Origin of the sequence: Pseudomonas sp. X4 (genome assembly GCF_040784925.1) — a bacterium.
In the GTDB taxonomy this organism is placed as follows: Bacteria; Pseudomonadota; Gammaproteobacteria; order Pseudomonadales; family Pseudomonadaceae; genus Aquipseudomonas; species Aquipseudomonas putida_Z.
This window is the reverse complement of record NZ_CP160798.1, coordinates 3,714,857-3,735,862: the sequence shown is the minus strand read 5'-3', so window position 1 is coordinate 3,735,862 and position 21,006 is coordinate 3,714,857. Positions and strand designations below refer to the sequence as shown.

Annotated in this window: 19 protein-coding genes; 3 read left to right on the top strand and 16 right to left on the bottom strand. The window is 63.5% G+C overall.

Annotated features, from left to right (window positions below; translation table 11 throughout):
- Positions 1–79: 79 nt before the first annotated feature.
- Positions 80–562 (bottom strand): CinA family protein, encoded by a 483-nt coding sequence (locus tag ABX298_RS16635; protein WP_025337995.1) that lies wholly within the window; start codon positions 560–562, stop codon positions 80–82.
- Between the two features lie 639 nt (positions 563–1,201).
- On the opposite strand from ABX298_RS16635, the gene mutS reads away from it, so the two are divergent.
- Both mutS and fdxA read left to right on the top strand, forming a co-directional pair.
- On the top strand, positions 1,202–3,775 hold the full coding sequence (gene mutS, locus ABX298_RS16630; protein ID WP_075046894.1) for a DNA mismatch repair protein MutS: 2,574 nt from the start codon (positions 1,202–1,204) through the stop codon (positions 3,773–3,775).
- A gap of 140 nt (positions 3,776–3,915) precedes the next feature.
- Positions 3,916–4,239: a ferredoxin FdxA gene (gene fdxA / locus ABX298_RS16625; protein WP_004375459.1), complete on the top strand. Its 324-nt coding sequence runs from the start codon at positions 3,916–3,918 to the stop codon at positions 4,237–4,239.
- A 618-nt stretch (positions 4,240–4,857) separates the two neighbouring features.
- Here the strand turns inward: fdxA and rpoS are convergent.
- The 8 genes from rpoS to ABX298_RS16585 all read right to left on the bottom strand — a co-directional run bounded on the left by rpoS (position 4,858) and on the right by ABX298_RS16585 (position 12,142).
- On the bottom strand, positions 4,858–5,865 hold the full coding sequence (gene rpoS / locus ABX298_RS16620) for an RNA polymerase sigma factor RpoS (RefSeq protein ID WP_013971277.1): 1,008 nt from the start codon (positions 5,863–5,865) through the stop codon (positions 4,858–4,860).
- A 108-nt stretch (positions 5,866–5,973) separates the two neighbouring features.
- Positions 5,974–6,831: a peptidoglycan DD-metalloendopeptidase family protein gene (locus tag ABX298_RS16615; RefSeq protein WP_084785063.1), complete on the bottom strand. Its 858-nt coding sequence runs from the start codon at positions 6,829–6,831 to the stop codon at positions 5,974–5,976.
- A gap of 220 nt (positions 6,832–7,051) precedes the next feature.
- Positions 7,052–7,690 carry a protein-L-isoaspartate(D-aspartate) O-methyltransferase gene (locus ABX298_RS16610; protein WP_015269209.1) on the bottom strand — a complete coding sequence of 213 codons (639 nt, stop codon included), beginning with the start codon at positions 7,688–7,690 and terminating at the stop codon, positions 7,052–7,054.
- 35 nt (positions 7,691–7,725) lie between these two features.
- Positions 7,726–8,475: a 5'/3'-nucleotidase SurE gene (gene surE / locus ABX298_RS16605; protein ID WP_025337991.1), complete on the bottom strand. Its 750-nt coding sequence runs from the start codon at positions 8,473–8,475 to the stop codon at positions 7,726–7,728.
- Positions 8,463–9,521 carry a tRNA pseudouridine(13) synthase TruD gene (truD, locus tag ABX298_RS16600; protein WP_085593278.1) on the bottom strand — a complete coding sequence of 353 codons (1,059 nt, stop codon included), beginning with the start codon at positions 9,519–9,521 and terminating at the stop codon, positions 8,463–8,465. Before truD ends, surE begins: the two co-directional genes overlap by 13 nt.
- Positions 9,518–9,991, bottom strand: a complete 474-nt coding sequence (gene ispF, locus ABX298_RS16595; protein ID WP_015269207.1) for a 2-C-methyl-D-erythritol 2,4-cyclodiphosphate synthase — start codon at positions 9,989–9,991, stop codon at positions 9,518–9,520. Before ispF ends, truD begins: the two co-directional genes overlap by 4 nt.
- A gap of 175 nt (positions 9,992–10,166) precedes the next feature.
- On the bottom strand, positions 10,167–11,021 hold the full coding sequence (gene fghA, locus ABX298_RS16590) for an S-formylglutathione hydrolase (protein ID WP_025337989.1): 855 nt from the start codon (positions 11,019–11,021) through the stop codon (positions 10,167–10,169).
- Positions 11,022–11,029: 8 nt separating this feature from the next.
- Positions 11,030–12,142: an S-(hydroxymethyl)glutathione dehydrogenase/class III alcohol dehydrogenase gene (locus tag ABX298_RS16585; protein ID WP_016712915.1), complete on the bottom strand. Its 1,113-nt coding sequence runs from the start codon at positions 12,140–12,142 to the stop codon at positions 11,030–11,032.
- Between the two features lie 107 nt (positions 12,143–12,249).
- Between ABX298_RS16585 and ABX298_RS16580 the strand changes: the two genes are divergently transcribed.
- Positions 12,250–13,146: a LysR substrate-binding domain-containing protein gene (locus ABX298_RS16580; protein ID WP_015269205.1), complete on the top strand. Its 897-nt coding sequence runs from the start codon at positions 12,250–12,252 to the stop codon at positions 13,144–13,146.
- Positions 13,147–13,277: 131 nt separating this feature from the next.
- On the opposite strand, the gene ispD is transcribed toward ABX298_RS16580, so the two are convergent.
- The 7 genes from ispD to accA all read right to left on the bottom strand — a co-directional run bounded on the left by ispD (position 13,278) and on the right by accA (position 20,994).
- The gene (gene ispD, locus ABX298_RS16575) at positions 13,278–13,985 is read right to left on the bottom strand and encodes a 2-C-methyl-D-erythritol 4-phosphate cytidylyltransferase (RefSeq protein ID WP_015269204.1); all 708 of its coding nucleotides are present in this window, start codon (positions 13,983–13,985) and stop codon (positions 13,278–13,280) included.
- Positions 13,982–14,263 carry a cell division protein FtsB gene (gene ftsB / locus ABX298_RS16570; protein WP_004375443.1) on the bottom strand — a complete coding sequence of 94 codons (282 nt, stop codon included), beginning with the start codon at positions 14,261–14,263 and terminating at the stop codon, positions 13,982–13,984. Before ftsB ends, ispD begins: the two co-directional genes overlap by 4 nt.
- A 168-nt stretch (positions 14,264–14,431) precedes the next feature.
- The gene (gene eno, locus ABX298_RS16565) at positions 14,432–15,721 is read right to left on the bottom strand and encodes a phosphopyruvate hydratase (RefSeq protein WP_025337986.1); all 1,290 of its coding nucleotides are present in this window, start codon (positions 15,719–15,721) and stop codon (positions 14,432–14,434) included.
- 153 nt (positions 15,722–15,874) lie between these two features.
- Positions 15,875–16,720, bottom strand: coding sequence for a 3-deoxy-8-phosphooctulonate synthase (gene kdsA, locus ABX298_RS16560; RefSeq protein WP_019097123.1), 846 nt, complete (start codon positions 16,718–16,720; stop codon positions 15,875–15,877).
- A gap of 3 nt (positions 16,721–16,723) precedes the next feature.
- Positions 16,724–18,352, bottom strand: a complete 1,629-nt coding sequence (locus ABX298_RS16555) for a CTP synthase (protein ID WP_025337984.1) — start codon at positions 18,350–18,352, stop codon at positions 16,724–16,726.
- A gap of 269 nt (positions 18,353–18,621) precedes the next feature.
- Entirely contained in the window at positions 18,622–19,905 is a 1,284-nt protein-coding gene (tilS, locus tag ABX298_RS16550; RefSeq protein ID WP_075043989.1) for a tRNA lysidine(34) synthetase TilS, read from the bottom strand.
- A gap of 141 nt (positions 19,906–20,046) precedes the next feature.
- Entirely contained in the window at positions 20,047–20,994 is a 948-nt protein-coding gene (accA, locus tag ABX298_RS16545; protein WP_015269200.1) for an acetyl-CoA carboxylase carboxyl transferase subunit alpha, read from the bottom strand.
- Between the last annotated feature and the right edge of the window lie 12 nt (positions 20,995–21,006).

The window sequence follows — 21,006 nt, the reverse complement described above, 5'->3', positions numbered from 1 at the left end:
GCCCTGACGGCCGGAATACCTGTATAAGTAGCCAGTATTATTCCACAGGCAAGCGCCCGCGCAAACCCCTGTCGTCGATTTACTCGGCACCAAGCTGTAACAAGCCGTCTAACGCGGCGATCACCGTCTGTCGGCGCACTGCCTCACGGTCGCCGTCGAACTGGCGCCGCTCGCTGAACACATGGTTGCCGTCGCCCCAGGCCAGCCACACGGTGCCCACCGGTTTGGCCGGCGAACCACCGTCCGGCCCGGCCACGCCGCTCACCGCCACGGCAAAGCGCGCGCCGCTGGCGGCCTGGGCGCCGCGGACCATGGCTTCGACCACTTCCTGGCTGACCGCGCCAACCTGGCCGAACAACGCCGCGGGCACTCCCAACTGACGGGTTTTCTGGGTGTTGGAATAGGTCACGTACCCAGCCTCGAACCAGGCCGAGCTGCCGGGCACGCGGGTGATGGCCTCGGCGATGCCGCCACCGGTGCAGGATTCGGCGGTGGTCACCTGCGCGTTGAAGCGGCGCAGGTGTTCACCCAGGCGGGTGGCAAGCGTGGTGATCGGGTCCATGTCGGGCTCCTTGAAGGCTGGCCTCTACCCTAGCATTTTGGATGCGAGGAAAGGGCATCGAACGGCGCGCGGGACCTGGGGTGTTCGCCTTGAGATTTTTATCGCCCATGAGACCGAGCGCCGCCCGCGCGGCGCATCGCCGGCAAGCCGGCTCCCACATCTGTTTCGGGCCAATTACTCCTGGGGCAGCGGCGCGCGACCCTTGGGTATCGCCTCAATATCGAGTCGGGCAAACAAGGCGGGCAGCGGAGGCCTCACAGGCATGACTGGCCCGAAACAGATGTGGGAGCCGGCTTGCCGGCGATGCGCCGCGCGGGCGGCGCTCGATCTCACAGGCACCATACCGCTCAAGGCATGCACCTCAAGCCCACACCCAATCAGAAATTCAGCCGCAGCACACTACGCCAGATATTCTTCATCGGTGAGCGACGGTGCTCGGCCCAGTTGCGCTTCTGTCAACATGCCTTCAGTGCATCCCTGCACACTCGCCGGACTTGCAGGTACAGCCTGCCGGGTAGCCGTGTTAACCTATGCGGCTTGAAAATCCGGTGGGTCTCGGCGTCGCGCATGCAACACAGAACGCCCCAATTTGCCCCACAATATTGAGACCTACTTTCTAAGCCCTTGATGAATAAAGCAATTTCCGATTTCTCCGCACACACCCCGATGATGCAGCAGTACTGGAAGCTGAAGAACCAGCACCCGGACCAGCTGATGTTCTACCGCATGGGCGACTTCTACGAGATCTTCTACGAAGATGCGAAAAAAGCCGCAAAACTGCTGGACATCACCCTGACCGCGCGCGGTCAGTCGGCCGGCCAGTCCATCCCCATGTGCGGGATTCCGTTCCATTCGCTGGAAGGCTACCTGGCCAAGCTGGTCAAGCTCGGCGAATCGGTGGTGATCTGCGAGCAGATTGGCGACCCCGCCACCAGCAAGGGCCCGGTGGAACGCCAGGTGGTGCGCATCATCACCCCGGGTACGGTCAGCGACGAGGCCCTGCTCGACGAGCGTCGCGACAACCTGATTGCCGCGCTGCTCGGTGACGAGCGCCTGTTCGGCCTGGCCGTACTGGACATCACCAGTGGCAACTTCAGTGTGCAGGAGATCAAGGGCTGGGAAAACCTGCTGGCCGAGCTCGAGCGCCTGAACCCGGTCGAGCTGCTGATCCCCGACGACTGGCCGCGCGACCTGCCTGCCGAGAAACGCCCGGGCGCCCGTCGCCGTGCGCCATGGGACTTCGACCGCGACTCGGCGCGCAAGGCCCTGTGCCAGCAGTTCGCGACCAAGGACCTCAAGGGCTTTGGCTGCGACAAGCTGACCCTGGCCATCGGCGCCGCCGGTTGCCTGCTGATCTACGCCAAGGAAACCCAGCGCACCGCCCTGCCGCACCTGCGCAGCCTGCGCCACGAACGCCTGGACGACACGGTCATCCTCGACGGCGCCAGCCGCCGCAACCTGGAGCTGGACATCAACCTGGCCGGCGGCCGTGACAACACCCTGCAGTCGGTGATCGACCGCTGCCAGACCGCCATGGCCAGCCGATTGCTGAGCCGCTGGTTGAACCGCCCGTTGCGCGACCTCAAGGTGCTGCAGGCACGCCAGGATTCGATCCGCTGCCTGCTCGACGGCTACCGCTTCGAGAAGCTGCAGCCGCAGCTCAAGGAAATCGGCGATATCGAGCGGATTCTCGCCCGTATCGGCCTGCGTAACGCCCGCCCACGCGACCTGGCACGCCTGCGCGATGCCCTGGGCGCGCTGCCCGAGCTGCAGAACGCCATGGCCGAGCTGGAGGCGCCGCACCTGGCACGCCTGGCCGCCATTACCGGCACCTACCCCGAACTGGCCAGCCTGCTGGAACGGGCGATCATCGACAACCCGCCGGCGGTGATCCGCGATGGCGGCGTGCTCAAGGCCGGCTATGACAACGAACTGGACGAGCTGCTGGCGATCAGCGAGAACGCGGGCCAGTTCCTGATCGACCTGGAAGCCCGGGAAAAGGCCCGCACCGGCCTGGCCAACCTCAAGGTCGGCTACAACCGGGTGCATGGCTACTTCATCGAGCTGCCGACCAAGCAGGCCGAGCAGGCCCCGGGCGACTACATCCGCCGTCAGACCCTGAAAGGCGCCGAGCGCTTCATCACCCCGGAGCTGAAGGCGTTCGAGGACAAGGCCCTGTCGGCCAAGAGCCGCGCCCTGGCCCGCGAAAAGATGCTCTACGACGCCCTGCTGGAAACCTTGATCAGCCACCTGGCACCGCTGCAGGACAGCGCCGCCGCCCTGGCCGAACTGGACGTGCTCAGCAACCTCGCCGAACGTGCACTGAACCTGGACCTGAACTGCCCGCGCTTCGTCGACGAGCCGTGCCTGCGCATCGAGCAGGGCCGCCACCCTGTGGTGGAACAGGTATTGACCACGCCATTCGTGGCCAACGACCTGGGCCTGGACAACAGCACACGCATGCTGATCATCACCGGCCCGAACATGGGCGGTAAGTCCACCTACATGCGCCAGACCGCCCTGATCGTGCTGCTGGCGCATATCGGCAGCTTCGTGCCGGCAGCCAGCTGCGAGCTGTCGCTGGTCGACCGCATCTTCACCCGCATCGGCTCCAGCGACGACCTGGCCGGCGGCCGTTCGACCTTCATGGTCGAGATGAGCGAAACCGCCAACATCCTGCACAACGCCACCGACCGCAGCCTGGTGCTGATGGACGAAGTGGGCCGTGGCACCAGTACCTTCGACGGCCTGTCGCTGGCCTGGGCCGCCGCCGAGCGCCTGGCCCAGCTGCGTGCCTACACGCTGTTCGCCACGCACTACTTCGAGCTCACCGTGCTGCCGGAAAGCGAGCCGCTGGTGGCCAACGTGCACCTGAACGCCACCGAGCACAACGAACGCATCGTATTCCTGCACCACGTGCTGCCTGGCCCTGCCAGCCAGAGCTACGGCCTGGCCGTGGCGCAGCTGGCCGGCGTGCCGACGGCCGTCATCCAGCGTGCCCGTGAACACTTGGCAAGGCTGGAAACCACCAGCCTGCCGCATGAACAGCCCCCGGCCCAAAAGGCCAAGGACGTGCCACAGGTCCCGCACCAGAGTGACCTGTTCGCCAGCCTGCCACACCCCGCCATCGAGAAGCTGGGCAAGCTGCAGCTGGACGACATGACCCCGCGTCAAGCTATCGAAATGCTATATCAACTAAAGAACCTGTTATAACGGCGCCCACTACAAGCTGGTAGAATCCGCCGCGGTTTGCTGGTGCTGCAGGTTATTAGCCTGGCCTGCAGCCACATGCCCGCAAACCGCGCGGCCCTGAGAGGAAGGGCCGCCGCCGTCGCCTGAGGAGAGAATTAGAAATGACCTTCGTCGTCACCGACAACTGCATCAAATGCAAATACACCGACTGCGTGGAAGTCTGCCCGGTGGACTGCTTCTACGAAGGCCCGAACTTCCTGGTCATCCACCCGGACGAGTGCATCGACTGCGCTCTGTGCGAGCCGGAATGCCCAGCGCAAGCCATCTTCTCGGAAGACGAAGTGCCTGCGGGCATGGAGAACTTCATCGAGCTGAACGCCGAACTGGCGGAAATCTGGCCGAACATCACCGAGCGTAAGGACGCCCTGCCGGACGCTGAAGAGTGGGATGGCAAGACTGGCAAGATTGCAGACCTGGAGCGCTGATAGCGTCCGGACACGAAAAAGGCCCCTTGGGGCCTTTTTTGTTTTCTGCGGGCAAAAAAAAGGGGCGGTTTGACCCGCCCACATTTTTTCCGTAGTCCCTGCTTGTCCCAAACATCATCCTGATGAAATCGCCTCTTGCGACGTCCCTGGCTTTCCTCCTGAAAGCCTGTGCATGTCCCTGTGCACAGTTCGAATACTAGCGACTTGAGCCGGGCGAGCAACCGCTAAACCTCACAGGGTGTTGCAGGTGACACATTTCCTCACAGCTGAATAAGCCAGGTTTTTCAATGAGTTGGGAAAACGCAGGATCTGGATACGACAATGATTTACTGAAGCGTACATAGAAGGCTTACAAAACAAGTAAGCAAAGGCTTACATGCGATGTTACTGGGGTAGCGCAGTACATAATGTCTTGGGGCTGCTTTGCAGCCCTTTCGCGACACAAGGCCGCTCCCACAGGATAGTGGCGCATTCGAAGGCGATGAAATACCTGTGGGAGCGGCCTTGTGTCGCGAAAGGGGCGCAAAGCGCCCCCGGCAATTTTGAATGGGGCACCTCTGATCGAAACATACAAAAACGCCCCGAAATCATCGGGGCGCTTTGTGTTGCAGGCTTCCGCTACTGGAACAACGACTCACTGGACAGGCCGTTCTTCTCGAGGATCTCACGCAAACGCTTGAGCCCCTCGACCTGGATCTGCCGCACCCGCTCACGGGTCAGGCCAATCTCCAGGCCGACATCTTCCAAGGTACTGCTTTCATGCCCGCGCAGGCCAAAGCGGCGCACCACCACTTCACGCTGCTTGTCGGTCAACTCGCCCAGCCATTGGTCGATGCTCTGCGACAGGTCGTCATCCTGCAGCAGTTCGCACGGGTCGGTCGGGCGGTCGTCGGTCAGGGTATCGAGCAGGGTCTTGTCCGAGTCCGGGCCGAGCGACACATCCACCGAAGACACCCGCTCGTTCAGGCCCAGCATGCGCTTGACCTCGGCGACCGGTTTCTCCAGCAGCGTGGCGATTTCTTCTGGCGAGGGTTCGTGATCCAGTTTCTGGGTCAGCTCGCGCGCAGCGCGCAGGTAGACGTTCAGTTCCTTGACCACGTGGATCGGCAGGCGAATGGTGCGGGTCTGGTTCATGATCGCCCGCTCTATGGTCTGGCGAATCCACCAGGTCGCATAGGTCGAGAACCGGAAACCACGCTCCGGGTCGAACTTCTCGACGGCACGGATCAACCCCAGGTTGCCCTCCTCGATCAGGTCGAGCAGCGACAGGCCGCGGTTCACGTAACGACGGGCAATTTTTACAACCAGGCGCAGGTTGCTTTCGATCATGCGCTTGCGGCCGGCAGGGTCGCCCTTTTGCGACAGGCGCGCAAAATGCACTTCCTCTTCCGGCGAAAGCAGAGGCGAGAATCCGATCTCGTTGAGATACAACTGGGTGGCATCGAGCGCCCGGCTGTAATCGATATACTTGTGTTGCTTGAGCGAAGAGCCCGACTTGGCCCTCGTCCGAACCGAAGATACAGCAGGTTCGTCTGACACCACATCCGTTTCCAAAACGATACCCGTCTCCATCAGAAGCAGGTCATCGTCGATGTCAAACTCCGGCACTTCTTTACTGAGAGCCATTGTTATAGTCCTTTGCTGAGTTCGAACTCAGACTCGAGCGGCACCTATCTCCCTGGCAGCGCTGGAGCCTGTCCCCTCTACATCACAGGAACAGGCCGGGTACAACGGTCAACGACGTGGCAGGAACTGGAGCGGATCGACGGGTTTGCCCTGGCGGCGAATCTCGAAATGCAGCTTCACCCGATCTGTGCCCGTGGACCCCATTTCAGCAATCGACTGCCCTGCCTTGACCTGCTGCCCCTCCCGAACCAACAGCCTGCGGTTATGGCCGTAGGCACTGACGTAGGTATCGCTGTGCTTGATGATGATCAGTTCGCCGTAGCCCCTCAAGCCACTCCCGGCGTACACCACTGCACCATCAGACGCAGCAAAAACAGGCTGTCCCAAATCACCGGCGATATCAATGCCTTTATTCAAACTACCGTTTGAAGCGAATTTTCCAATCAGCACGCCATTGGCAGGCCAGGTCCAGCCGCCTACCGCACGCTCCGCGGCAGGCACCGTGGCGACTACCGGGGCGCTGCTGGAGGCTGCCGGCGTGGCCGGTTTGCTGGTACTGGCAGGGGGTGTGCTGGTGCTTCCCACAGGCCGCCGGATGACCGTGGTCTTGCTCGACGACGACGGGCTGGACACCACCGTGGTGCTGCCGGTAGAGCCGCTGCTGAAACGAATCGCTTGCCCCGGGCGAATGGTGTAAGGCGCCGCGATGCCGTTGCGCGCAGCCAGTTCCTTGTAGTCCCAGCCATAACGGAAGGCAATGGAGAACAGCGTATCGCCAGGTTTGACGATGTACTGCCCGGTGGTTACCGCCGGGCGCTTGGGCACGGTGTTATTGCGGTCGACCACCCGCGCGCTGTTGCTGCTGGTGCTCGAGCAACCCACCAGTAGCGTGCCCATGGCCAGTGCAATCACCAGAAGCGTGAAACCCGACCCGTCCTTGCGCTGCCGAATGACTGTGTGACCCACCCGCGCTCCCCTCATGGTGCCGAAAACGATATGAAGACAAGAAATGCAATATTATTGCAATTATAACCAAGCCCGCCCGCATTGGCAGGGTTGGTGAAAGACTGCTGCAAAGCCATGGCACACGCTGTGCGCTAGCGCTTCACCCCGCCAGATAGACAGGGCGTTGCTGCAAGAATTCGGTGCTGGCGCAAAAATATCGCGCGGCTCGAACCAGCAGTGTTCAGGCCAGCGGGCCGTTGAGCAGCGGTACGAAGCGCACTGCCCCCAGCACGCGGCGGGAGAATCCATGCTCCTCGCGCACGATCAGCATCAGCTGCTGGGTTTCGCCGGCTGGCCCCACCGGGATCACCATACGGCCACCGGGCGCCAGCTGGTCGAGCAATGCCTGCGGCACTTCCGGCGCCACGGCGGTGACGATGATGCCGTTGTACGGCGCCAGCGCCGGCCAGCCTTCGCAACCGTCGCCCCAGCGGAACACCACGTTGCGCAGGTTCAGTTCCACCAGGCGCTCCTTGGCCCGGTCCTGCAACACCTTGATGCGTTCCACCGAGAACACCCGCTCGACCAACTGGGCCAGGATTGCCGTCTGGTAGCCCGAGCCGGTGCCGATCTCCAGCACCTTGTCCAGCGGCCCGGCCTCGAGCAGCAGCTCGCTCATGTGAGCAACCATGAACGGTTGCGAGATGGTCTGGTTGTGGCCGATCGGCAGCGCGGTGTCTTCGTAGGCGCGATGCGCCAGCGCCTCGTCGACGAACAGGTGGCGCGGGGTACGACGGATCACGTCGAGCACCTTGGTGTTCGAAACGCCCTCCTCGCACAGGCGCTGGATCAGCCGCTCCCGGGTACGCTGGGAGGTCATGCCGATGCCACGCCGCAGCATATCGTCCTCGCGCATCAGAGCAGGCCCTCCAGCCAACCGTCGAGCTGCTCGAAGGCATCACTGAAGGTGCGGTCGAGCTGCAGCGGAGTGATCGATACATAGCCTTGCATCACCGCGTGGAAGTCGGTACCCGGGCCACCGTCCTCGGCATCCCCGGCCACGGCGATCCAGTAGCCTTCCTTGCCGCGCGGGTTGACCACCTTGGTCGGCGCCGCCGCCCGCGCCCGGTGACCGAGGCGGGTGAGCTGGATGCCACGAATGTGCTCCAGCGGCAGGTTGGGGATGTTGACGTTGAGCACGGTGCGCGGCGGCAAGGCCAGGCGCGACTGCGCCTCGACCAGGCGGCGGGCGATATGGGCCGCGGTTGGCAGGTTGTCCGGCTGGCGCGACAACAGCGAAAACGCCAGCGAGGTACCGCCAAGAAAACGGCCTTCCAACGCGGCCGCGACCGTGCCCGAATAGAGCACGTCGTCGCCCAGGTTGGCACCGAGGTTGATCCCCGACACGACCATGTCCGGCGCCTGTGGCAACAGCCCATTGAGCCCCAGGTGCACGCAGTCGGTCGGCGTGCCGTTGAGGCTGATGAAGCCATTGGCCAAGGTCTGCGGATGCAGTGGCCGGTCCAGCGTCAGCGAACTGCTGGCGCCGCTCTTGTCTTGATCCGGGGCAATAACCACGCACTCGGCGTAATCCGCCAGCGCAGCGTGCAGCGCGGCGATGCCGGGTGCGGTAACACCGTCGTCGTTCGAAATCAGAATACGCATGAGCTGTCCGTCTGCCCCGCCGACACCAGATCCACGACTTCGCGCACCACCACGGTGGCGAAGCATCCGGCCGGAAGGACGAATTCCAGTTGCAGGATATCAGGCTCCGGATAATGCCACGTAAGACCGCCAATAGGGAGCCGCAGAATGCGTCGTTCGTGATCCATGCCCGCCAAGGCCAGCCACTGGCAAAGTGCCGGCTGCCGTGCGGCGATCGCATCCTCTTGTTGCGCAGTACTCCCCGTAGCCGGCGAATCGCCTGCCCCCCACAGCGGGCCGGTCGGATGCAGGTCAAGGATCGCCAGACGAGGATCGGAACATTCCGACTCCCCAGCAGGAAAGAAGCTACGACTCGTGGTGAACGCCAACAGGTCGCCCACCTGCGCACGCGCCCAGCTGCCGTCGGCAACACGGGCTGCCAGCACCTGGTTGAACAGGTAGCTGCGCCCGGCCGAGAGCAACCGCGAACGCACGTTGCGCTGTTCAGGCAGGGCCTTGCGTGCGGCCCAATCGAGAGCGTCGTGAACGTTGCCGCCACCGTGGCCGAAGCGCTGGGTGCCGAAATAATTCGGCACACCGTGCTGCTTGAGCTGTTCCAGGCGTGCATCCACCGCCTGGTGATCGGCAGCCAGGGCAGTCAGGCGCAGCGTGAAGCCGTTGGCCGAATGCGCACCGCGCTGCAGCTTGCGCTGGTGGCGCACCTGCTTGAGCACACGCAGGCTGGCATCCTCGGCACGCGACAGGTCCGGGTCGGCCTTGCCGGGCAGGTGCAGGCTGAACCACTGGCGGGTCAGGGCCTGGCGGTCCTTGAGGCCGGCGTAGCTGATCGTGCGCACCGGCACCCCAGCGGCACGGGCCAGGCGGCGGGCCGCCTCTTCGGTGTTCAGGTCACGCTTCTCGACCCACAGCCACAGGTGTTCGCCCTGGCCCGAGAGGGGGATGTCCAGCACCTCGTCGACCTGGAAATCCTCGGCCACCGCCTTGAGGACGGCGGTACCCAGTGGTTCGCCCGATGCGCGCGGGCCCAGCAGTTCCAGTTCGGTCATGCTGGCAGCAGCAGGGCTACCGAATGCACGGCGATGCCCTCCTCGCGGCCGGTGAAGCCGAGCTTCTCGGTGGTGGTAGCCTTGACGTTGACCTGGTCGAGTTCGACCTGCAGGTCTTCGGCGATCAGCTTGCGCATGGTCTCGATGTGCGGGGCCATCTTCGGCGCCTGGGCGACGATCGTGGCGTCGATGTTGCCGACCTTCCAGCCCTTGGCCTGGACGATGCCGACCACATGGCGCAGCAGCACCCGGCTGTCGGCGCCCTTGAACTGTGGATCGGTGTCGGGGAAGTGTTTACCGATGTCACCCAGCGCCGCCGCGCCAAGCAAGGCATCGCTCAGGGCGTGCAGCAGCACGTCGCCATCGGAGTGGGCCAGGAGGCCGTATTTGTGGGGGATACGCACCCCGCCCAGGGTAATGAAATCACCGTCGCAGAAACGGTGCACATCGTAGCCGTGGCCAATACGCATAGAAAAACGCCCTGAATGAGTCAGGGCGTGATTCTACCTGCTTTTGAGGCATTGGGGCTGCTTCGCAGCCCATCGCCGGCAAGCCAGCTCCCACAGGTACGGCACAGGTCCGAGGCCCATGCGGTCGAGGTGGGAGCTGGCTTGCCTGCGATGAAGCAAGCACCACAGCTACGCCTTACACCCGCCCCAAGGCCACCGCATGATGACGCAGGTGCTCCTCGATGAAGCTGGCGATGAAGTAGTAGCTGTGGTCATAGCCAGGCTGCAGGCGCAGGGTCAGTTCATGCCCACCTTTGCGTGCCGCCTGCTCCAGGGCTTCAGGCTTGAGCTGCTTCTCGAGGAAGTCGTCGCGGTCGCCCTGGTCCACCAGCAACGGCGGGCATTCGCCGGCCGGGGTTTCGGCCAGCAGCACGCTGGCATCCCACTCGCGCCAGCGCGCACGGTCTTCACCCAGGTAGCGGCTGAAGGCTTTCTCGCCCCACGGGCAATCCATCGGGTTGCTGATCGGCGAGAATGCGGACACCGAGCGGTAGCGCCCCGGGTTGCGCAAGGCGCACACCAGCGCGCCATGCCCACCCATGGAGTGGCCACTGATGCTGCGCTCGCCCGAAGCCGGGAAGTGCGCCTCGATCAACGCGGGCAACTCCTCCACCACATAGTCGTGCATGCGGTAGTGCTGGGCCCAGGGCTGCTGAGTAGCATTGAGGTAGAAGCCGGCACCCAGGCCGAAGTCCCAGGCACCGTCCGGGTCGCCCGGCACCTGCTCGCCACGCGGGCTGGTGTCGGGGGCAACGATGATCAACCCAAGCTCCGCGGCCAGGCGCTGGGCGCCGGCCTTCTGCATGAAGTTCTCGTCGGTGCAGGTGAGGCCGCTGAGCCAGTACAGCACCGGCAGCTTCTCGCCCTGTTCGGCCTGCGGCGGCAGGTAGACGGCGAACACCATGTCGCAGCCCAGCACCTTGGAGTGATGCCGGTAACGCTTGTGCCAGCCGCCGAAGCTCTTCTGGCAGGAGATGTTATCCAGGCTCATGGCAAACCTCAGAAGTGGATCACGCTGCGAATGCTCTTGCCTTCGTGCATCAGGTCGAAGGCCTTGTTGATGTCTTCCAGGCCCATGGTGTGGGTGATGAAGGTATCCAGCGGAATCTCGCCCTTCTCGGACATTTCCACGTAGCTTGGCAGCTCGCTGCGCCCACGTACGCCACCGAACGCCGAACCACGCCATACACGGCCGGTGACCAGCTGGAACGGACGAGTGGCGATTTCCTGGCCGGCACCGGCCACGCCGATGATCACCGACTCGCCCCAGCCCTTGTGGCAGCACTCCAGCGCAGCACGCATCAGCTGCACGTTGCCGATGCACTCGAAGGAGAAGTCCACGCCGCCGTCGGTGAGGTCGACGATCACTTCCTGGATCGGGCGGTCGTAGTCTTTCGGGTTGATGCAGTCGGTGGCACCCAGCTGGCGGGCGATTTCGAATTTGGCCGGGTTGATGTCGATGGCAATGATGCGCGACGCCTTGGCCTTGACCGCACCGATCACTGCCGACAGGCCGATGCCGCCCAGGCCGAAGATGGCCACGGTGTCACCCGGCTTGACCTTGGCGGTGTTGAGCACCGCGCCGATACCGGTGGTGACGCCACAACCCAGCAGGCAGACCTTTTCCAGCGGCGCTTCTTTCTGGATCTTGGCCACGGAGATTTCCGGCAGCACGGTGTACTCGGAGAAGGTCGAGGTACCCATGTAGTGGAACAGTTGCTGGCCTTTGTAGGAGAAGCGCGTGGTGCCGTCCGGCATCAGGCCCTTGCCCTGGGTGGCGCGGATGGCCTGGCACAGGTTGGTCTTGCCCGAGAGGCAGAACTTGCACTTGCCGCATTCCGGGGTGTACAGCGGGATGACGTGGTCACCGACGGCGACCGAGGTGACGCCCTCGCCTACCGCCTCGACGATCGCGCCACCTTCGTGCCCGAGGATCGACGGGAAGATGCCCTCCGGGTCGGCGCCCGACAGGGTGTAGGCGTCGGTGTGGCAGACACCGCTGGCGACCACGCGCAGCAGCACTTCACCGGCCTTGGGCATGGCCACGTCGACTTCGACGATTTCCAGGGGTTTCTTGGCTTCGAAGGCTACGGCAGCACGGGACTTGATCATCAAAGGTCTCCAGACAGAGGGTCGATTCAGTCTGGCAGTGTAATTCACCGCCTTTTGATGAATAATCCGGCCAAAGACAAAACATTATTGCCATACAGGGATAATCAATGAGCAGCCGCTGGGAAGGCATCGACGAGTTCGTCGCCGTGGCCGAGTCGGGCCAGTTCACCGCGGCCGCCGAGCGCCTGGGGGTTTCCTCGTCGCACATCAGCCGGCAGATCGCCCGGCTGGAGGAACGGCTGCAGACGCGCCTGCTGTACCGCAGTACCCGGCGGGTGACCCTGAGCGAGGCCGGGCAGACATTCCTGCAGCACTGCCAGCGCCTGCAGGATGGCCGCGAGGAAGCCCTGCGCGCCATGGGTGACCTGGCCAGCGAGCCCAAGGGGTTGCTGCGCATGACCTGCGCGGTGGCTTATGGCGAGCGCTTCATCGTGCCGCTGGTGACACGGTTCATGGCGCTGTACCCGCAGCTGCGGGTGGATGTGGAACTGAGCAACCATACACTCGACCTGGTGCATGAAGGCATGGATCTGGCCATCCGCCTGGGCCGGTTGGCCGATTCACGACTGGTGGCAACCCGCCTGGCGCCCCGGCGCATGTACCTGTGCGCTTCGCCGGCCTACCTGGAACGTTACGGTCGGCCACACAGCCTGTCGGAACTGGCGCGGCACAATTGCCTGGTGGGCAGCTCGGATTTGTGGGCGCTGCAGCAGGACGGCCGCGAGATCAGCCAGCGAGTCCAAGGCAACTGGCGTTGCAACAGCGGGCAGGCGGTGCTGGACGCGGCGCTGCAGGGGATGGGGTTGTGCCAATTGCCGGATTATTACGTGCTGGAGCACTTGAACAGTGGTGCTCTGGTGTCGTTGCTGGAGGCGCACCAGCCACCGAATACCGCGGTGTGGGCGCTGTATCCGCAGCAACGGCACCTGTCGCCGAAGGTACGGCGGCTGGTGGATTACCTGAAGGAAGGGTTGGCGGGGTTGCCGGAGTATCGCTTGAACTGAACCTTGTGCTGGCTGGTCTGGCCTCTTCGCGGGTAAACCCGCTCCCACAGGTACAGCGCAAACCTGAAGGGATGTGCGATACCTGTGGGAGCGGGTTTACCCGCGAAGAGGCCGGCACAGGAGCAAGAAATTCAGCGGCGCCCTGCCCAACGCTGGCGCAACCACTCCAGGTCTTCCGGCCGGGTCACCTTGATGTTGTCGCTGCGCCCTTCGACCAGCCGCGGCGCCTGGCCGGACCACTCGATGGCGGAGGACTCGTCGGTTACCAGCACATCCGACACCAGGCACTCGGCCAGCGCCCGATGCAACGCCCCCAGGCGAAACATCTGCGGCGTATAGGCCTGCCAGATGGTGCTGCGGTCGACGGTAGCGCCCACCCGGCCATCGGCATCGGCCCGCTTGAGGGTATCGCGCGCCGGCACCGCCAACAGGCCACCCACCGGGTCGCCCGCCAGCTCCGACAACAGCTTGTCCAGATCGCTGCGCGCCAGGTTCGGTCGCGCGGCATCATGCACCAGCACCCAGTCGCTGTCCGCCGCCCCTTGGGCATGCAGCATCAGCAAGGCATTGAGCACCGAGTCGGCACGCTCGCGGCCACCCGCGGCGCGCTGGATGCGCGGATCGCTGGCACAGCGCAGGCGAGGCCAGTACGGATCATCTTCGGCAATGCTGACCACCACGCCCTTGAGCATCGGGTGGCCAAGAAAACAGTCGAGGCTGTGCTCGAGAATGGTCTGCCCGGCCAGCTCCAGGTACTGCTTGGGGCGGTCGGCAGCCATGCGGGCACCTACGCCCGCAGCAGGAATCACGGCCCAGAAGGCCGGTAAGGTTTCGATCATTTCTGTGGCAACTGGAAGAGGGTTTCGCCCTCTTTGACCATCCCCAATTCGTGGCGAGCCCGCTCTTCAACGGTCTCCATGCCTTTTTTCAGCTCCAGCACTTCGGCATCGAGCACGCGGTTGCGCTCGAGCAAGCGCTCGTTTTCGGCATGCTGCTCGGCAATCTGCTGCTTCAGCTCGGTCACTTGCGCCAGGCTGCCATTACCCACCCACAGGCGGTACTGCAGGCCACCCAGCAGCAGGAGCAGGACGAGGAACAACCAATAGGGACTGCGCATCACGTTATCCAGGTTAAAAAGGCTGCCGGGTATTTTTTACTTCGGGGCCTCGAATAGCACGAAGCCTGGCCGAGGCCAGGCTTCGTCGACAGAAACCCGTTGGAATGTAGGAAAGAACAGTACGAACGTTCCTACAACTCCGGCTGCTGTCTTTTTACCATCTCTTGCTTAGCCGCGAAACTCGGCACGACCGCGGTAAACCGCTTTGGCACCCAGTTGCTCTTCGATGCGCAGCAGCTGGTTGTACTTGGAAACGCGGTCGGAACGGCACAGCGAACCAGTTTTGATCTGGCCAGCAGCGGTACCCACGGCCAGGTCGGCGATGGTCGAGTCTTCGGTTTCACCGGAACGGTGCGAAATCACCGCGGTGTAGCCAGCAGCCTTGGCCATCTGGATGGCTTCCAGGGTTTCGGTCAGCGAGCCGATCTGGTTGAACTTGATCAGGATCGAGTTACCGATGCCCTTCTCGATGCCTTCCTTGAGGATCTTGGTGTTGGTCACGAACAGGTCGTCGCCAACCAGCTGCACCTTGGTGCCGATCTTGTCGGTGAGGATCTTCCAGCCAGCCCAGTCGGACTCGTCCAGGCCGTCTTCGATCGAGATGATCGGGAAGCGCTCGGTCAGGCCTTTCAGGTACTCGGCAAAGCCTTCGGCGTCGAACGACTTGCCTTCGCCGGACAGGTTGTACTTGCCGTCTTCGTAGAACTCGGAAGCCGCGCAGTCCAGGGCCAGGGTCACGTCGGTGCCCAGCTTGTAGCCGGCTTTCTCGACAGCTTCGGCGATGGCGCCCAGGGCGTCTTCGTTGGAAGCCAGGTTAGGGGCGAAACCACCCTCGTCACCAACGGCGGTGTTCAGGCCACGGGCCTTCAGCACGGCTTTGAGGTGGTGGAAGATTTCGGTACCCATGCGCAGGCCGTCGGAGAAGGTCTTGGCGCCAACCGGCTGAACCATGAACTCCTGGATGTCGACGTTGTTGTCGGCGTGCTCGCCACCGTTGATGATGTTCATCATCGGTACCGGCATCGAGTACTGGCCCGGGGTGCCGTTCAGGTTGGCGATGTGCGCGTACAGCGGCAGGTCCTGGTCCTGGGCAGCGGCCTTGGCGGCAGCCAGGGAAACGGCCAGGATGGCGTTGGCGCCCAGCTTGGCCTTGTTCTCGGTACCGTCCAGTTCGATCATGGCGCGGTCCAGGCCCTTCTGGTCGGCAGGGTCCTTGCCCAGCAGCAGGTCACGGATCGGGCCGTTGATGTTGGCGACGGCCTTCAGCACGCCCTTGCCCAGGTAACGGCTCTTGTCGCCATCACGCAGCTCCAGCGCTTCGCGCGAGCCAGTGGAAGCACCGGACGGCGCGCAGGCGCTGCCGATGATGCCGTTGTCGAGCAGTACATCGGCTTCCACGGTGGGGTTGCCACGCGAATCGAGAACTTCACGACCTTTGATGTCGACGATTTTTGCCATTGTTGTAAGCACTCCAGAATTGACGAAAACAACTTAGCTTAGGAAATTCTTGCCGTTCACCGGGCGGACTTGCAGTGGGCAGGCCGGGTGAAGGGAACCCCTGACCGACTGGTCAGGGGTGGATCGGACGGTACTTTACCCGAGAATCGAGCTTTACGCGGTTTCTACCGTCGGAAAACTTTTCACCAGGTCGTCCAGTTGCTTGAGCTGGGCCAGGAACGGCTCCAGTTTGTCCAGGCGCAGGGCGCATGGGCCATCGCACTTGGCGTTGTCCGGATCGGGGTGGGCTTCGAGGAACAGCCCGGCCAGGCCTTGGCTCATGCCGGCCTTGGCCAGGTCGGTGACCTGGGCGCGGCGACCACCGGCGGAATCGGCGCGACCACCCGGCATCTGCAGGGCGTGGGTCACGTCGAAGAACACCGGGTACTCGAACTGCTTCATGATGCCGAAGCCGAGCATGTCCACCACCAGGTTGTTGTAGCCGAAGCTCGAACCACGCTCGCAGAGGATCAACTGGTCGTTACCGGCCTCCTCGCACTTGGCCAGGATGTGCTTCATTTCCTGGGGTGCGAGGAACTGGGCCTTCTTGATGTTGATCACCGCGCCGGTCTTGGCCATGGCCACCACCAGGTCGGTCTGCCGCGACAGGAAGGCCGGCAGCTGGATGATGTCGCACACCTTGGCTACAGGCTCGGCCTGGTAAGGCTCGTGCACGTCGGTGATGACCGGCACGTTGAAGGTGCGCTTGATCTCTTCGAAGATCTTCAGCCCCTCTTCCATGCCCGGGCCACGGTACGAGGTTACCGACGAACGGTTGGCCTTGTCGAAGCTGGCCTTGAACACGTACGGGATACCGAGCTTCTCGGTCACCCGCACGTACTCCTCGCAGACCTTCATTGCCAGGTCACGGGACTCCAGGACGTTCATGCCGCCGAACAGGACGAACGGCTTGTCGTTGGCGATCTCGATGTTACCGACGCGAATGATCTTCTGGGTCATTGATCAGGCCTTGTTCTTCTGAGCCAGGGCTGCCTTGACGAAGCCGCTGAACAGCGGGTGGCCGTCACGCGGGGTCGAGGTGAATTCCGGGTGGAACTGGCAGGCGACGAACCATGGGTGGTCCTTGGACTCGACCACTTCCACCAGCGCACCGTCTTCGGAACGGCCGGAAACCACCAGGCCGGCGTCGACCAGTTGCGGCAGCAGGTTGTTGTTCACTTCGTAGCGGTGACGGTGACGCTCGGTGATCACGTCCTTGCCGTAGCAGTCGTGCACCTTGGAACCGGCGGCCAGCTGGCAGTCCTGTGCGCCCAGGCGCATGGTGCCACCCAGGTCGGAGGCTTCGCTGCGGGTTTCGACGGCACCGGTGGCATCGGCCCACTCGGTGATCAGGCCGACGACCGGGTGGCCGCTGTTGCGGTCGAACTCGGTGGAGTTGGCGTCTTTCCAGCCCATCACGTTACGGGCGAATTCGATCACGGCCACCTGCATGCCCAGGCAGATACCCAGGTACGGCACCTTGTTCTCACGGGCGTATTGCACCGCGGTGATCTTGCCTTCCACGCCGCGCAGGCCGAAACCGCCCGGTACCAGGATGGCATCGGCGCCTTCGAGCAGGCTGGTGCCCTGGTTCTCGATGTCTTCCGAATCGATGTAGCGCAGGTTGACCTTGGTGCGGTTGGTGATGCCGGCGTGGCTCATCGCTTCGATCAGCGACTTGTACGCATCCAGCAGCTCCATGTACTTGCCGACCATGGCGATGGTCACTTCGTGCTCGGGGTTGAGCTTGGCATCGACCACCTTGTCCCACTCGGACAGGTCGGCGCCATTGCACTGCAGGCCGAAACGCTCGACGACGAAGTCGTCCAGGCCCTGTGCGTGCAGCACGCCCGGGATCTTGTAGATGGTGTCGACGTCTTCCAGCGAAATCACCGCACGCTCTTCAACGTTGGTGAACAGCGCGATCTTGCGACGCGACGAGGCATCGACCGGGTGGTCGGAGCGGCAGATCAGCACGTCAGGCTGCAGGCCGATGGAGCGCAGCTCCTTGACCGAGTGCTGGGTCGGCTTGGTCTTGGTCTCGCCAGCGGTGGCGATGTACGGGACCAGGGTCAGGTGCATCAGCATGGCGCGCTTGGAGCCCACTTCGACGCGCAGCTGGCGGATGGCCTCGAGGAACGGCTGCGACTCGATGTCACCCACGGTACCGCCGATTTCCACCAGGGCCACGTCGGCATCGCCGGCGCCCTTGATGATGCGACGCTTGATTTCGTCGGTGATGTGCGGGATGACCTGGATGGTCGCGCCCAGGTAGTCACCACGACGCTCCTTGCGCAGTACGTGCTCGTAGATGCGGCCGGTGGTGAAGTTGTTGTTCTGGGTCATGGTGGTGCGGATGAACCGCTCGTAGTGGCCCAGGTCGAGGTCGGTCTCGGCGCCATCGTGGGTGACGAACACTTCACCGTGCTGGAACGGGCTCATGGTGCCCGGATCGACGTTGATGTACGGATCCAGCTTGAGCATGGTGACCTTCAGGCCCCGCGCTTCCAGGATGGCCGCCAGGGAAGCCGAGGCAATGCCTTTCCCCAATGAAGAAACAACACCGCCCGTGACGAATATGTAGCGCGTCATGAAAAACCCTAGAAGTCTGCGTTAAGGCGGCCAGCGCCGCCGGAGAAAGCGAAGGAAGGCCGAAGCCCCCGATCACCTGCGTCAATCACAGTGCATCTCGAAAAACTGCCGCGTCTGTACAGACCAGGGGTATCCCCGGCATGGAGCTCGCTCGTCATTTCCAGAATCAGCCCAGCAAAAAACTGCTTGGTAATCGGCAACTCCTGTGTTTTCGCGGAACCCACAGAAGCTGTATCAAGAAGGGAGGGTAGTCTACCCGAATGTACCCTTCAGCTCAAACCTTGCGCGTTCGTCGGCAACTGCCAGGACAGCTGGCAATCAGCCTGCACCAGCCCGGGCAGGTTGGCCACCGCCAGCAGGCGCTCGCCCTGGTACAGCAGTGGCAGGCGCGGGCGCAGGAAAAGCGGCACCTGCAACTCGTTGAGCAGGCGCTTGAGGTCGCGTCGGCCGCGGCCGGGGAGGTCCAGCACTTCACCGCCCTGACGGTAGGCAACGCGCAAGCCGTGCAGCGGCGCTGCGCCAACAAGACGCACACTGCCGTTACCCGGCAACGGCAAAGGCTTGGCGGGATCGGCCCAGGCCAGTTCGCCGACGGGCAGCTGCAGCCAGTCACCGCTCAACCACCAGATGCGCCCATGACTGCGCAGCAGTTGCCCATCGGCAAGTTGCCAGGCGGGCTGGGCATCGGCGGCGGCATCGCGCAGGTCGGCCCAGCCGGCCCAGTGCCGGGTGTCGGGCAGGCGGGTACGGCGGCTCAGCCAGTATTGCAGGGCATTGCGCTGACGGGCCGGCGACAGCGCCACCAGAGTAGCCAGGTCGAGGGAGTCCAGCCCCGGCCAAGCCACCGGCGCGCCCTCCCCGGCGAGCGCCAGGTCGTCCTGGGCCAGCTCGTCCAGCAGGCCTTGGGCTTCGCTCAGGTGCTCGGCGGCGCGGGCCAGGTTCTGGCTGGCCTGCGGCCAACGTTGCTGAAGCAGCGGAAACACTTCGCTGCGCAGGTAGTTGCGGGCAAATTGTGTGTCAGCGTTTGACGGATCTTCGATCCAGGCCAGCCCATTAGCCTGAGCATGGTCCTGCAGTTGCTGGCGGGAACAGCCCAGCAATGGCCTGACCAGGCTGCCCTGCCCTAGCGCCCGCTGCCCCGGCATTGCCGCCAGGCCACGCAGGCCTGCACCGCGCAGCAGGCGGAACAGCAGGGTTTCGGCCTGGTCGTCGCGGTGCTGGCCGGTGAACAGGATGTCACCCGGGCCGAGGGCTTGCCTGAAGGCAGCATAGCGGGCATCGCGGGCGGCTTGCTCGAGGCTGGCGCCGGAGGTGACCTGGACGTGGATGACCTGGAGTTCGATGCCGAGATTGTCGCAGATGGTTTGGCAGTGGGCGGGCCAGGCATCGGCGGCGGCTTGCAGGCCGTGGTGGACGTGGATGGCGCGCAGTGGAGGGGATGCGTGATTGCGGGCGTAGTCGGCCAGCAGGTGCAGGAGGACGGTGGAATCGAGGCCGCCGGAGAAGGCGATGTACCAGGTGGGGGCGTTGAGCCAAGGTGTGAGGTTTATCATCGAACCCGCACTCAATTCGAGAATGCATTCGCGGGTGAACCCGCTCCCACAGGGATCGCGCCGTTTCAGAGGGCTGCGCAATACCTGTGGGAGCGGGTTCACCCGCGAACACCGGCGAAGCCGGTGCCATTCATCTCGCTATCAGAGACCGTAGCTCATCAGGCGATCGTAACGGCGGGCCAGCAGCGCGTCATGGTCGAGCTTGCCGAGCATGTCCAGCTGCTGTACCAGGTCGGCACGGATGCTTTCCGACATCTTCGCCGGGTCACGGTGGGCGCCGCCCAGCGGCTCCTGGATGACCTTGTCGACGATGTTCAGGCTCTTCAGGCGCTCGGCAGTGATGCCCATGGCCTCGGCTGCGTCGGCTGCCTTGTCGGCAGTCTTCCACAGGATCGAGGCACAGCCTTCCGGCGAGATCACCGAGTAGGTGGAGTACTGCAGCATGTTCAACTGGTCGCACACGCCGATGGCCAGCGCACCGCCGGAACCACCCTCACCGATCACGGTGGCGATGATCGGGGTTTTCAGGCGCGCCATCACGCGCAGGTTCCAGGCGATGGCCTCGCTCTGGTTGCGCTCTTCGGCGTCGATGCCCGGGTAGGCGCCCGGGGTGTCGATGAAGGTCAGGATCGGCATCTTGAAGCGCTCGGCCATTTCCATCAGGCGGCAGGCCTTGCGGTAGCCTTCAGGGCGCGGCATGCCGAAGTTGCGGCGTACCTTCTCGCGCACTTCACGGCCCTTCTGGTGGCCGATGACCATGACCGGCTTGCCGTCCAGACGCGCGGTACCACCGACGATGGCAGCGTCGTCGGAGAAGTGGCGGTCGCCGTGCAGCTCTTCGAACTCGGTGAAGATGTGCTCCAGGTAGTCCAAGGTGTAAGGACGACGCGGATGACGGGCCAGGCGGGCGATCTGCCAGCTGGTCAGGTTGCCGAAGATGCTTTCGGTCAGGGTGTTGCTCTTGTCTTGCAGACGGGCAATTTCATCGCTGATGTTCAGCGAGTTGTCGTTGCCTACCAGGCGCAGGCCTTCGATCTTGGCTTGCAGGTCGGCAATCGGCTGTTCGAAATCGAGAAAATTCGGGTTCATAGTCATCCGTCT